General features: G+C 64.2%; 12 protein-coding genes and 1 pseudogene. 10 read left to right on the top strand and 3 right to left on the bottom strand.

Annotated features, from left to right (window positions below; genetic code table 11):
• Positions 1–20: 20 nt before the first annotated feature.
• Complete coding sequence (arsC, locus tag UC34_RS23695) at positions 21–371, top strand: arsenate reductase (glutaredoxin) (RefSeq protein ID WP_044457424.1); 351 nt, start codon at positions 21–23, stop codon at positions 369–371.
• A gap of 264 nt (positions 372–635) precedes the next feature.
• Here arsC and UC34_RS23690 read toward each other — a convergent pair.
• Positions 636–1,286 (bottom strand): annotated as a pseudogene (locus UC34_RS23690) (3'-5' exonuclease family protein); the annotation flags it as partial.
• A gap of 8 nt (positions 1,287–1,294) precedes the next feature.
• Positions 1,295–1,951, bottom strand: a complete 657-nt coding sequence (locus UC34_RS23685; RefSeq protein WP_044457423.1) for an MBL fold metallo-hydrolase — start codon at positions 1,949–1,951, stop codon at positions 1,295–1,297.
• A 235-nt stretch (positions 1,952–2,186) separates the two neighbouring features.
• On the opposite strand from UC34_RS23685, the gene UC34_RS23680 reads away from it, so the two are divergent.
• The 5 genes from UC34_RS23680 to UC34_RS23660 all read left to right on the top strand — a co-directional run bounded on the left by UC34_RS23680 (position 2,187) and on the right by UC34_RS23660 (position 9,387).
• Positions 2,187–2,789 (top strand): septal ring lytic transglycosylase RlpA family protein, encoded by a 603-nt coding sequence (locus UC34_RS23680; protein WP_052811212.1) that lies wholly within the window; start codon positions 2,187–2,189, stop codon positions 2,787–2,789.
• A 566-nt stretch (positions 2,790–3,355) separates the two neighbouring features.
• Complete coding sequence (locus tag UC34_RS23675) at positions 3,356–4,342, top strand: ABC transporter substrate-binding protein (protein WP_044457422.1); 987 nt, start codon at positions 3,356–3,358, stop codon at positions 4,340–4,342.
• Positions 4,343–4,593: 251 nt separating this feature from the next.
• Positions 4,594–5,502, top strand: coding sequence for an ABC transporter permease (locus UC34_RS23670; protein ID WP_044457421.1), 909 nt, complete (start codon positions 4,594–4,596; stop codon positions 5,500–5,502).
• A gap of 2 nt (positions 5,503–5,504) precedes the next feature.
• Positions 5,505–6,299: an ABC transporter ATP-binding protein gene (locus UC34_RS23665; RefSeq protein ID WP_044457420.1), complete on the top strand. Its 795-nt coding sequence runs from the start codon at positions 5,505–5,507 to the stop codon at positions 6,297–6,299.
• 190 nt (positions 6,300–6,489) lie between these two features.
• Positions 6,490–9,387 (top strand): NEL-type E3 ubiquitin ligase domain-containing protein, encoded by a 2,898-nt coding sequence (locus UC34_RS23660; RefSeq protein WP_052811210.1) that lies wholly within the window; start codon positions 6,490–6,492, stop codon positions 9,385–9,387.
• Between the two features lie 140 nt (positions 9,388–9,527).
• Here UC34_RS23660 and rsmI read toward each other — a convergent pair whose 3' ends face one another.
• Positions 9,528–10,412 carry a 16S rRNA (cytidine(1402)-2'-O)-methyltransferase gene (gene rsmI / locus UC34_RS23655; protein ID WP_044457419.1) on the bottom strand — a complete coding sequence of 295 codons (885 nt, stop codon included), beginning with the start codon at positions 10,410–10,412 and terminating at the stop codon, positions 9,528–9,530.
• Positions 10,413–10,456: 44 nt separating this feature from the next.
• On the opposite strand from rsmI, the gene UC34_RS23650 reads away from it, so the two are divergent.
• From UC34_RS23650 to UC34_RS23635, 4 genes are all read left to right on the top strand, one after another.
• On the top strand, positions 10,457–10,870 hold the full coding sequence (locus tag UC34_RS23650; protein ID WP_044457418.1) for a YraN family protein: 414 nt from the start codon (positions 10,457–10,459) through the stop codon (positions 10,868–10,870).
• Between the two features lie 169 nt (positions 10,871–11,039).
• Positions 11,040–11,627, top strand: coding sequence for a phosphoheptose isomerase (locus UC34_RS23645; RefSeq protein WP_044457417.1), 588 nt, complete (start codon positions 11,040–11,042; stop codon positions 11,625–11,627).
• A gap of 120 nt (positions 11,628–11,747) precedes the next feature.
• Entirely contained in the window at positions 11,748–12,530 is a 783-nt protein-coding gene (locus UC34_RS23640; protein WP_044457416.1) for a BON domain-containing protein, read from the top strand.
• Between the two features lie 25 nt (positions 12,531–12,555).
• On the top strand, positions 12,556–13,170 hold the full coding sequence (locus UC34_RS23635; protein WP_052811208.1) for a c-type cytochrome: 615 nt from the start codon (positions 12,556–12,558) through the stop codon (positions 13,168–13,170).
• Positions 13,171–13,172: the final 2 nt, after the last annotated feature.

The raw sequence follows: 13,172 nt of genomic DNA, 5'->3' as shown, positions 1-13,172 counted from the left end.
TTGAACGCATTGGAGTGACCATGATTACCGTGTATCACAACCCGCGCTGCTCGAAGTCGCGCGAAGCGCTGGCGCTGGTCGAGGGTTCCCCGGCCGGTGGCGATCTGCAAATCATCGAATATCTGAAGACACCGCCCACGCTGGCCGACCTCAAAGCGCTGCACAAGCTGCTGGGCGTGCCGGTGCGCGAGATGATCCGTAGCAACGAGACGGAATTTTCCGAACTGGGACTGGCCGACGCGACGCTCAGCGACGACGCGTTGCTCGCCGCAGTCGCCAAGCATCCGAAGCTGTTGCAACGGCCGATCGTGGTGAACGGCAAGAAGGCCGTGATCGCGCGTCCGCCTGAGTTGGCAAGCGACGTGTTGTAAGCCGGTCCGGGAGATCGGGTTGAGGCGGAATCGGCTCGAGACAAGGGCAGACAAGGGGCAGACAAGGGGCAGACAAGGGGCAGACAAGGGGGCGCGACGTCGAATACGTCGCGCCCTTGTCGTTTTGTCTGCCGTCGTTCGGGATCAGCCGTGTGCCGGGCTGTCCTTGCCGGGGCCGGTCTCGGGCGATTCGGCATCCGCTGCGCTGTCGGCGGCTGTGTTGATTCCGTCTGCCGCGGCTTTGGCTGCCGCCGTGCCGAACACCGGGGCATCGGCATTGGCCGTGAGCCCGGCGCCACGCCAGCCGGGCAAATCGGAGAGCGTCTGCTGTTGTTCGCGCAACTCGGCGAGCATGTTGCAGAAGAGGGCGCCTTGTTCGAGGGCGTCATCGAGCGCCACGTGCGTGTGCGGCAGCGGGTCGAGCCAGACTTGCGGCAGCCGCGGTTTGATGCACTTGCGGTAAGGCATGCCGGTCATGGCGAACGCGAGCGTCTTGATATCGAGCGCCGACCACGAGAAGGGGCAGCGACCCACGAAACGCATCATGTACCAGAACATGAACGTGAAATCGAAGCCCGCGGGGTACGCGACGAACACCGGCTTGCCGGGCAGCTTCTCCACCCACTTTACGTAGGCCTTGAGCGCCTTGGCCGGGTCTTCCGGATCGACACGGCAGGCGGCCCACGCCTCCGGCTCCGTCTTCCACCACTTCATCGTGAGCGGATGGCCCTTTGCGTCCGGCAGACATTCGAGATTGGCGCTGAAGGTGCCGATCAGCTCCTTGTTCGCCGTGTAAGCGGCCGAGGCAAAGCTGAGCATCGAGTGCGGGCCGGGAATCGGGCCGTCGGCCTCGACATCGGTACTGACGAAAATTTCCTCGTCGACGGGAATGATGCGCGACGGGGTCCGGGACATCGCCTCGCTCATGAGGCGCTCCGGGCGAGCACGGCATCGGCGACGTACGGGTTCGTCTGACGTTCCTGACCGAAGGTCGACACCGGTCCGTGGCCCGGAATGAACGTGACGTCGTCGCCCAGCGGCCAGAGTTTGTCACGAATCGATGCGATCAGGTCGGCGTGGTTGCCGCGCGGAAAGTCGGTGCGGCCGATGGAGCCGGCGAACAGCACGTCGCCCACGCTCGCCAGACGTTCGTCCTTCGAGAAGAACACCACGTGGCCCGGCGTGTGGCCAGGGCAGTGATAGACGTCGAGCGTGACGTCGCCGAACGAGACGGTGTCGCCGTCTCCCAGCCACCGATCGGGCGTGAACGGCTCGGGCTTGGGAAAGCCAAAGCGCGCGCTCTGCGCTTCGAGCTGGTCGATCCAGAAGGCGTCGTCGGGGTGGGGGCCCTCGATGGGAACGTTGTACTTTGCCGCCAGGGCGCCCGAACCACCGCAATGGTCCAGATGGCCGTGCGTGAGGAAAATCTTCTCGAGCGTGACCCCCTGGCGTTCGATCTCGCCCGCGATCCGGTCGATGTCGCCACCGGGATCGACCACGGCAGCGCGCTTCGTGGCATCGCATACGAGGAGGGTGCAGTTTTGCTGGAAAGGCGTAACAGGAATCAGGGTGACGTTCATGAGTGACCGGGGACGCAATTTTTGTCTATTGTATTCGGCCCGGCATGTCGCCGCCCGTAGCGCTGCATCAGGCGTTGCCGTACGCATTCGCGCACGCTTTCGGCAAACGCTCGTTGGACGCCAGCCCCTAAAGCGGGGTAACGCTTTGTAATCAAGTCCTGGCACGTAAGTGAACGCTCGCTGATAGGTGGACTTTGGCGTCGTGTTAGACTTGCAGGCTATGCGAACACGCGACATGCTCACACGGTTCGCGGTCTGCTGCGCCCTCGCCCTGACGTTGACAGCCTGCACAACGCCGCTCGAACCCCCCAGCCAGACGGCTGCCGCCACTTCGGCGACAGGCGCGCGCGCCCGTGCGCGCGAGGCCAATTCGCCGGTCGGATCCAGTTTCGATCTGCAATGGCCGGGCCGCTCCTTCCGCAATGAAGGCCTCAATCCCGGCGATCCGGATGCCCCGGAACGCGACGGTGAAGCGCGCTTGCGCGCCGACGCGGGTACCTTCTTCCAGACCGGCATGGCCTCGTGGTACGGCAAGAACTTCCATGGCCGGCGCACCGCCACCGGCGAAGCGTTCGACATGAACGAGCCGACGGCCGCGCATCCCACGTTGCCGCTGGGCAGCTTCGCGCTGGTGCGCAACATCAACAACAACAAGAGCGTCGTGGTGAAGATCAACGACCGGGGTCCCTACACGCGCAATCGCATCATCGATCTGTCCTTTGGCGCGGCCAAACAACTCGATTTCGTGCGCGCCGGGCACGCCAAGGTGGAAATCCGCCGCCTCTCGCGCAGCGAAGTCGCCGCCCTCGGGCTCGACGAGAGCCATAACGCGCCATAGCGCTCCATCACGTTTCGTGATTGCCCCCCGATAGGTCCCTGATCCTCTCTGACGGACATCTCGTCGTCCGCTGACGGTGCGACGACACCCGGCATGTACGCCGTTGCATGCACCATCATCACCGGTTCGATTTCCGAATTGCATTCGCTATTCGCGCCTGTACCCGCGTGAAAAATGGGACGCCGATCGCCCCATTTGTTGTGCAAAAAACGCTCATTCGGGGCGAATAACAAATGATTATTTCAGTTTTTGATGAATCTCATGGGTTGAACGCCACGCATGAACGTGCGCGGTTCGCCGCAATGAAGACCGAATCGACTATTTTTTTTCCGATTGCCGCATCAATCTGCCAGCCTTTGGGCGCAATCCGATGTTCGGCGGGCCTCGGCGGAAGTTGCGTTGGCAACCGTTGTTCGCCGACGGGGATGTGGGTAGACTGTGCCCCACGCGCAGGTGCACGCTTTGTGTGCATCCAAAGAACGCCCGCTGAGACCCGGGCTGGCGCACCAATCGCACCTGCTCACACCTAATTACACCTATTAAGCAACATTCCTGGAGGAGTTTCGATGTCGACGATGGGCAAATACGCCAAGCGCACCCTGTTGTGCGCGGTGGCCGCAACGTTGTTGGGGACGACCGGCGCGGCATTCGCGGCGGATACGAAGTCGGTGGCGGTGGTGGCGATCGTGGAGCACCCGGCACTCGATGCCATCCGCGATGGCGCACGCGACGAACTCAAGGCAGAAGGCTACGAGGTCGGCAAGAACCTCAAGTGGGAATATCAGAGCGCCCAGGGCAACACGGGGACCGCTGCGCAGATCGCGCGCAAGTTCGTCGGCGACAAGCCGGACGCGATCATCGGTATCGCGACCCCGACGGCACAAGCCGTGGCCGCCGCGACCAAGTCGGTGCCGCTCGTGTACTCGGGCGTGACCGATCCGGTCGCCGCGCAACTGGTCAAGAGCTGGGACGCCTCGGGCACCAACGTCACGGGCGTGTCGGACAAGCTGCCGCTGGACAAGCAGGTGGCACTCATCAAGCGTGTCGTGCCGAACGCAAAGACCGTGGGCATGGTGTACAACCCGGGTGAAGCCAACTCGGTCGTGGTCGTCAAGGAACTCGAGAAGCTGCTGCCGGCCGCCGGCCTGAAGCTCCAGACCGCCGCCGCGCCGCGCACCGTCGACATCAGCTCGGCAGCCAACAGCCTGGTTGGCAAGGTCGACGTGATCTACACCAACACGGACAACAACGTCGTGTCGGCGTACGAGTCGCTGGTCAAGGTGGCCAACGATCGCAAGATCCCGCTGGTCGCCTCGGATACGGACAGTGTGAAGCGCGGCGCCATCGCGGCGCTGGGCATCAACTACTACGACCTTGGCCGTCAGACCGGCAAGGTGGTCGGCCGCATCCTCAAGGGTGAGAAGCCGGGCGCCATTGCTTCGCAGACCAGCTCGAATCTGGAACTGTTCGTCAACACGGCCGCTGCCGCCAAGCAAGGCGTGAAGCTGTCGGACGATCTGGTGAAGGAAGCCAAGACGGTCATCAAAGAGTAACGAGAAGCCAGCACGCGAATCATGTGTGCGATGCGGGTGAAGCGGGCGACGCTCGCTTCGCCGGCAAGCGATAGGGCGGCGCCCGGACACGATCTGTCCCCGCCGCTCTTTTCCTATCGAACGGGCGAGATGGCTCCCCCCGGAAACGCGGTTGTACAACGACCGGTTATGACCTGAACTGGCCGACTCGGCCGTGCGGGCGCCGATGCCGAAACCCGGCATGGGCCGACTTGCGCAGTGGAATTACGAACATGTCCTTTTTCTCTCTGATGGGCGCACTGGAGATCGGCCTGATCTTCAGCCTCGTGGCGCTCGGGGTGCTGATCTCCTTTCGCATCCTCAATTTTCCCGACCTGACCGTCGACGGCAGTTTCGCGCTGGGTGGCGCCACCGCGGCCATTCTGATCGCGAACGGCGCCAATCCGTTTGCGGCGACACTCGCTGCCATGGCTGCCGGTGCGGTGGCGGGGTTCATTACCGGGTGGCTGAACGTGCGTCTGAAGATCATGGATCTGCTTGCCAGTATCCTGATGATGATCGCGCTCTACTCGGTGAACCTGCGCGTGATGGGCGCACCGAACGTGCCGCTGATCACGTCGCCCACCGTCTTCACGATGCTCCTGCCGGAGAATGCGCCGGCGTGGCTGCCGGATTATGTGCTGCGTCCGCTGATGTTGCTGGTGGTGGTCGTCGTGGCGAAGCTCGGTCTCGATTACTTCTTCTCGTCGCAGCAAGGTCTCGCCATGCGCTCGACCGGGGCGAACCCGCGCATGGCACGTGCGCAGGGCGTGAATACCGGTCGTGAGATTCTGGCGGGCATGGCGCTGTCCAACGCGCTGGTGGCGCTCGCTGGCGCATTGTTCGCACAGTCGCAGGGAGGCGCCGACATCTCGATGGGTATCGGTACCATCGTGATCGGTCTGGCGGCGGTCATCATCGGCGAGACGATCCTGCCGGCGCGACGCCTCATTCTCACGACGCTGGCCGTGGTGATCGGTGCGGTGCTGTACCGCTTCTTCATCGCGCTTGCGCTCAATAGCGATTTCATCGGTCTGAAGGCGCAGGACCTCAATCTGGTGACGGCATTGCTCGTGGCAGTGGCACTCGTGCTGCCTGCGACCCGACGCAAGCTGTTCGCCCGCAAGAACGGAGGTGCCTGATCATGTTGAGCGCAAAAGACCTCAAAATCACTTTCAACCCGGGCACGCCCATCGAGAATCGTGCCCTGCGCGGCATGTCGCTGGACATCCCGACGGGCCAGTTCGTGACCGTGATCGGCTCGAATGGCGCGGGAAAATCGACGTTCTTGAACGCCATTAGCGGTGACCTGTCGGTCGACTCGGGCACGATTTCCATCGACGGCAACGACGTGACGAAGAAGACCGCGTGGCAGCGTGCCAATCAGGTCGCGCGTGTGTTCCAGGATCCGATGGCGGGCACCTGCGAAGCGTTGACGATCGAGGAGAACATGGCGCTGGCGGTCAAACGCGGCGAGCGCCGCAGCTTCCGTTTCGCGCTGAACAAGGAACTGCGCGAGCGTTTTCGCGAGAAGCTGAGCCTGCTCAATCTTGGGCTGGAGAACCGTCTGTCAGACCGTATCGGCCTGCTCTCGGGCGGTCAGCGTCAGGCGGTGAGTTTGCTCATGGCGTCGTTGCAACCGTCGCGCATTCTGCTGCTCGACGAGCATACGGCGGCGCTCGATCCGAAGACGGCGTCGTTCGTGCTGGAGTTGACGGCGCGCATCGTCGAGGAGAGCAAGCTCACGGCGATGATGGTCACGCACAGCATGCGTCAGGCACTCGATTACGGCGAGCGTACGGTGATGCTGCACCAGGGCAAGGTCGTGCTCGACGTGGCAGGCGACGCCCGCAAGGGGCTGGATGTGCCGGACCTGTTGCAGATGTTCGAACGCACGCGTGGCGAGCAACTCGACGACGACGCACTCCTGCTGAGTTGAGCGACGTCGCAGCCATCTGAAGTACCGTTCGCATTTTTGGCGAAAGCGAAACCCCCGGCCTGCCGGGGGTTTTCTTTTTTGGGGCGCCTCCCGAAAAGTGAAAAGTGACGGGGCGCGCAGGCGCTTCCCGCAAGTCGCGATGCCGCTGCGCGCGAAAGAATGGGTTTGATGCCTCACACAGGAGCGCGCGATGCCCAGTATTTCCCCGTTCGTTAGCGCTGCGCCGCTAACGGTGCCGCCAATCGACACGGTGACCACGCACCATGACGCCGGCGTGGACGCCGCCGTCGACCGGTCGCTCGATCCGCCCGGCCTGCCGTGGCCGACAATAGCGCACGACGTGCTTGCGTGCCTTTCGGCACAGACGGGGACTGTCCAAGCCACGCTTGCCAATGCGTCGGTGGTCGGTTGCGCGATGGCCCTTGGCGGCCAGTTCTCGGGGTGGCTGCGCTGGGGGACACAATCGGCGCCGGCGCGCGATGCCACATTCCGCAAAGCCGTCGCCGAGCTGCGATTGGCCGGAGTGTCGCAAGAGGTGATCGACAAGTTGGCGAACATCAACGACGATGCCGTGGCGCAAGCTGCGCTGTTCCGGCAGTTCTTTCCGGAGATCTCCGATCGCGCGATGCTGGCGTGGCTACGTCATCGCGACCATCTCGACCCTCAGCGGCACATCGATTTCAGTCGGTTCGCCATCGCGCTCAGAGGGCGGCTGAATGCCGCGCCGCTCACCGCGCCCGATGAAGTCTTGCGCGCGTTGCAGGTCGACGAACTGTTGCGCGCCCTGGGGTGCGACGCCTGTCGCGCGTCGGACTCCCGGCGCGCCGATGGACCGATGTCCCTCTCCCGGGCGATTCGCGATATGAGCGCGTGGTTGCGCGGCAGCCGACCGGACGCGCTCGTGGATGCGCCGCCTGCACCGCCCCGGCGCTGCGAGCCCGGGCGTTGCGATGTGTTCGGCGCAGATGCGACGCTGCACTGGCCCGACAAGGCGAGCGAGAAGAAAAAGGTATGGAAGACGCTCATGCGCGAGGGCTTTTCGCCTGAGCAGGCGCTCGCCGCGCTGCGCGTGTTCCGCTTCGACAGGGCGGCTGCCGAGTATCTGGATAACTTCGTGTGCGCGGCGCCGGTGTCCGATGCCACACGAAGATGGATCGCCCGGGAGCGTTGGCTCACAGGTTTCACCTCGGAGCTTGCGCTGAAGTTCGTGCGCGATGCCGCTCGCCTGAAGGCTCGGGTGGCCGGCGCGCTGGAAAATACCGCGCTCTTCGGTCCGCCGCTGGCCGGTGGATTTCGTCTGGCATCGTTTCATCTGGACCCTTCCGGTCCGAAAGCGCGACGTCTGGCGCAAGCGTTCGTCCTCGAGCGTCAGGCGCCCGCATGGGCATTCGATCATGTGTCGCCCTCGTCGGTGCTCAAGTGGTACGGCCCGGATCGCGTTCCCGCCGATACGAAGCGGATACACGTTCTCGGACGCGCCGGGCGGCTGGTACTCCCGGAGCACATGCCGAATCTGGAGAGCCTGACCATCGAAGGCGACCTGGATATCACGTTGCCGAAGTGGATGCCAAGGCTCCGATCGTTCCACATCAAGTGTGTGAGGCTGGGCGATACGGTCGAGCTCCCGGCGATGCCCGCACTGAAAACGCTGCTGATCTACGGCGCCGACATGACGGCGTTGCGTCTGCATGGCGAATGCGCCGCGCTCGACGAGATACGGATCTATGGGAATCCGTCGCTGCGCAGCGTGGTGTTCGAACCGGGCGCCGACGATATGTCGCCGAACGAGCGACACAGCCCGTTGCGGACCATCACCGTCAGGGAAAACGTCCGCCTTCGGCATATTGCGTTGCCTCTCGATTTGCGCGCGTGCGAGCGGATCGACCTGACGCACAACGACCTCACCCGTGTGCCTCTAGGGCCAGCGCACCGCGTGGATAACCTCAGAAGGCTGTACCTCGCGAAGAATCGTCTCTCGACACTGAGCGACTTGCCGGAAATGCCGCGAATCGACTTCGTATCGCTCATCGCGAACGAGTTCCGTCATGTGCCGAACTGGGTGTTGCGCCTGCCGCCGAGCCGAGGGGGCGGGCCGGCAGGCGCGGCCGGCGTGATGGTGAACATCGAGGACAATCCGATTCCGGAGGCCATGGTGCGGGAGATCATGACGCTGGCGCAGCGCGAGCGCTGTGCATTGATCTTCTTTTCCATCTGGTGCGGCGAGCATGTGCCCGTGCGTGCGCTCCCCGACGCCGTTGCGGACTGGTTCGAGCTAAAGGATCAGCCTGCACGGGCGGCCGCGTGGGCGAAGTTCTCGAACGAGGATTGCGCCGAAGAGTTCTCCGCATTTCTGGACTACCTGCGTCGCACGGTGAATTACGGGAGCCAGACATTTCGCGAAGGCGTTGGACAGTGGCTTATGCGGCTGGAAGGCGACGACGCGCTTCGTGGCGACACACTGCCGCATAGCTACGGCTCGACACGCCGATGCGAGGACCGCGTGACATGGGCCTACGAGCAAATGAGACAACGGGCGTTGTGCGCCGATATTGCACGAGGCGACTACGACGATGATCTACCCGCCTTGAAAGCATTGATGCAGGGATGCTACCGGCGCTCCGTTCTCGCGCAAATTGCCTACGAGAAGGCGCGCACGCTCAAGTTCGTCGACGAGATCGAGGTGTACCTGGCGTACCAGATCAAATTGCGCAATGTACTGGGGCTGCCGTTGGACGCCGAGGACATGAGATTCTTCGGCGCGGCAGGCGTGACCGAGGAAGACCTCTCGAATGCGACGGTCCGGGTCTTGCGCGAAGAGCGCGAAGCGTTGGCGCCGTATCTCTCCAACGCCGCACCGGTGCAGGCGGCATTGCGGCGCGCGTTACCGCAAGCGTTCGCCGTGGCCGAGGCAAAGCTGCAAGCGATGTCGGACGTCGATGCTTTCAACGCGCTTGTGAAAACCTCCTTGCAACAGCGCCGCCTGGAGGTCAACGACACCATGATTCGCGAAGCCGGGCGTAGTGTTCTCCACGATCTGGTCCACGACTGCTACGGGCCGCTCGTCAAGGAATTGCTGGGTAGCGTGTGAGGGAGGGCGGGCGCTCTCGATTTGCCGAGAGCGTCCGATGGCGCCGCTGAGCGCTTCAGTCCGTTGGGGAATCGCCGAGAATCCCACCGGACTTTTCTGATTTTCAGTGCGTCGAATTGGCGGTGTCCGTCGAGCGATGCTCAGCCGTTCTTGAGGGCCAGCGCGCGTTCGTAAAGGGCGTTTTTCGGTGCGCCGGTGATGGCTGCCGCGAGTTTGGCGGCGCTCTTCGTCGGCAACTCGGCCGCGAGCAGGGCGAGCACGCGCTGTGCGTGTGCGTCCACACCATCGTCGCTCCCGGCGGACACCGCCCCGGAGATCGCCAGCACGAATTCACCGCGCTGCCGGTTGGCGTCCGCCTTCAGCCACGCCACACCTTCGCCCAGCGCGCACTCGTGAATGTCTTCGAAACGCTTGGTCAACTCACGTCCGATCAGCAGGCGCCGCTCGTTGCCCAGTCCCTCGGCCAGTGCCTCGACCGTCTCGACGATCCGGTGCGGCGCTTCGTAGAAGACCTGTGCAGACGTCGCGCCGGACAGCGCCGTGATCGCCTGCGCGCGCTGCTGTGCCTTCGACGGCAGAAAGCCCACGAACGTGAACGTCTCCACCCAAGCGCCCGCAGCCGAGAGCAACGTGGTCACCGCGCTCGCGCCCGGCACCGGCACCACGCCCAGGCCCGCCGCGCGTACCGCGTCCACCAGTCTCGCGCCGGGATCGGAAATGCCGGGGGTGCCGGCGTCGGAGATATAGGCGACTCGCTCGCCGCCGCGCAGACGCTCGACAAGGCGTGCGGCCGCTTCGTTCTCGTTATGCTGGTGGGCCGCAATCAGCGGCTTGTCGATGCCATACCGCTGCAACAACAAGGCGCTGTTGCGCGTATCTTCGCAGGCGATGGCGTCGACCATGCCGAGAACGTGCAACGCGCGCACGGTGATGTCGGCGGTGTTGCCCAACGGCGTGGCGACGACGTAAAGCGTACCGGTCGGGTAGTGCTGCCCCTCGGCGAGCGACATCAGACGATCATCCATCGCAGCGGGCTCCTGCAATCGAGGGCGTCGCGTGGCGGGGCGCGATGCACGTCGGGTCTGGAACGATGCCGGCATTGCCGGTCACGGAAAACTTCGGAACAACCATGTCGAATCAGCTAGGAGTGTCCTTCGAGAGCCGCGCGCAGATGTTGCTGGAGCGGCGCGGCTGGCGGCTCGTCGCCCGCAACTATCGGTGCCGGGGCGGCGAAATCGACCTCATTATGCGGGATCGGACCGGGGTACTGGTATTCGTCGAGGTGCGAGCGAGGCTGCGCAGCGACTTCGGCGGCGCGGCGCAGAGCATCACGCATGCCAAGCGGCGGCGACTCATGCTGGCTGCGCGGCACTATCTGCTGCGGCGTCCGGCGGCACGCTGTCGCTTCGATGTCGTGACCTTCGACGGACGTCCGCCCGTGGTGAACTGGCTGCCCGACGCCTTTCAGGCCGACGATCTCTGACGAAACCCGTGTCGGGCCACCCTGTTACACTTGCGAAATTGCCGTCCATTCATGTTGACGGCATCCGAGCGTCGGCCGGAAACTGCGTGTCCCCGGGGCATCAAGCGCCCCAGGACCCCCGCGAGGCCGGCAGCTTTGGCAATACCCTGGCAAACGACCATGAACGACCATGTCGATCGAACGAATTCAGAAACACTTCACGGATAGCGTCGAGACCAAGCTGGCGGCGCGCGACGCGCTTGCCGACCCCATCGCCGCCGCAGCGGATGTCATGGTCGAAGCACTGGCCAACGGCAACAAGATTCTCGCCTGCGGCAACGGTGGGTCCGCCGCCGACTGCCAGCATTTCGCAGCGGAGCTCGTCGGCCGGTTCGAGCGTGAACGCCCGGAACTGCCGGCCATTGCGCTGACCACCGATTCTTCCATCCTGACGGCCGTCGGCAACGACTACAACTTCGACGTCATCTTCTCGAAGCAGGTCCGTGCACTCGGACAGGAAGGCGACGTCCTGCTCGCCATCACGACGTCCGGCAACTCCGGCAACGTGCTTCAGGCCATCGAAGCGGCGCATGAGCGCGGCATGCACGTGATCGCCCTGACCGGCAAAGGCGGCGGCAAGGTCAATGCCGCCCTGGGCGAGCTGGACGTGCACATCTGCGTGCCGGCCGAGCGCACCGCCCGCATTCAGGAAGTTCACCTGCTCACCATTCACTGTCTGTGCGACCTGATCGACTCGATGCTGCTGGGCGACGAGTGAACCTATTGTCATCTTGAAGCGTCAAGATCATGTGACGGGCACCGGGTCGCGGGGGCGAGCGGTGCCGATTCGGCGCGGCGGGGGCCGTCCCGTTCGAATATCCAGGAAGGAGAAAGCCCGATGAGTTTCCGACGCGTCCAAGGCGTTGTTAAGCCGCTTGCTGCGGCAGCGTTGATTGCTGCAACCCTGGCCGGTTGCGCCCCCATCATTCTTGGCGGTGCCGCGACAGGCGCGCTCGTCGCCACCGACCGGCGCTCGGTCGGTGCGCAGACGGAAGACCGCGAGATTCAGGTCAAGGCCGAAGCCAACATCGCCAATACGCTGACCGACGACGCGGTGCACGTGAACGTGACCGTCTTCAACCGTCGCGTGCTGCTGACCGGCGAGGTTCCGAACGATGCCACCAAGCAGGCGGCCGTGAACATCGTCAAGCAGATCAGCAACGTGCGCGGCATCGTCGACGAACTGGCCATCGGGCCGAAGAGCTCCTTCGGCTCACGCTCGAACGACGCGTGGATCACCAGCAAGGTCAAGGCCAACCTGATCAACACCAAGGAGATCTCGGCCAACGTCTTCAAGGTGGTCACCGAACGCGGCGACGTCTATCTGATGGGACTGGTCTCCCAGGAAGAGGGCACCATCGGCGCCAATGTGGCGAGCCGGGTCGACGGCGTGCAGAAGGTCGTCAAACTCTACGAATACGTGAAGCCTGAAGAGGCGCAGCGCCTGTCGACGGAAGCCCAGAAGAATCCGGCGCCCGCACAGCCTGACGACCCCAACGCGGCAACGGTGACGACGACGCCGATCGGCAACGAGACGGTGACGGCGAAGCCGCTATCCTCGCCGGCGCCGATCAGCGAAGGCCCGGTCAAGCCGGGACCGTCGAACAAGACCGGTAACTGATCCACCCGGCGCCTCGGAATTTTCCTTGCGTACGCGCCAGGGCGATGGCCCCACAACGCACCGCCGCGATCGTTTGCGTCACCCCAAGGTGAGGCAGCCGTTCGCGGCGGTGTTCGTTTCCGTCACCGGGTCCATGGCCATCGGTATGGCCGCTGCGCAAACTTCCGAAGCCTCGGGCGTTCATGCGGCTTCACCCGTCTATCTTGCAAGGCCCCCGGCCGAATCGTCGCCGTCTCCCGGCTCGGACGCGCGGCCCCGTCACCCACCCGGCTTGCCGTCTGGCGGGCAAACGGACTGGCAGGCGCGCGACTGGGCGATGGCCTGCATGACTTGCCACAATGCGGCGGCGCCGGTCACGGCGGGCAAGCAGACGTTGTCGGTACTGGAAGGGCGGGCGGCAGCGCCACTGATGGCGTCGCTTGCCGCCATGCGCGACGGGCGACAGCCCGCCACGTTGATGCCGCAGTTGCTCAAGGGCTATCGCGAGGACGAACTGCAACGTATTGCTGCCTACTTCGCTTCGCAGCCCGGCGCCGGCGCGTCATCGTCTTCGAGAGCCGCACCGATGCCATCGGCCGTCGCGGTTCCCTCGGCACGACCGGACGCGTCACCCTCCGCGCAGCCGCCCGCTTCGCCATAGGC

It is taken from the genome of Pandoraea vervacti, from assembly GCF_000934605.2.
GTDB lineage: Bacteria > Pseudomonadota > Gammaproteobacteria > Burkholderiales > Burkholderiaceae > Pandoraea > Pandoraea vervacti.
The sequence above is the reverse complement of the archived record's forward strand: the minus strand, read 5'-3'. Positions and strand labels throughout refer to the sequence as shown.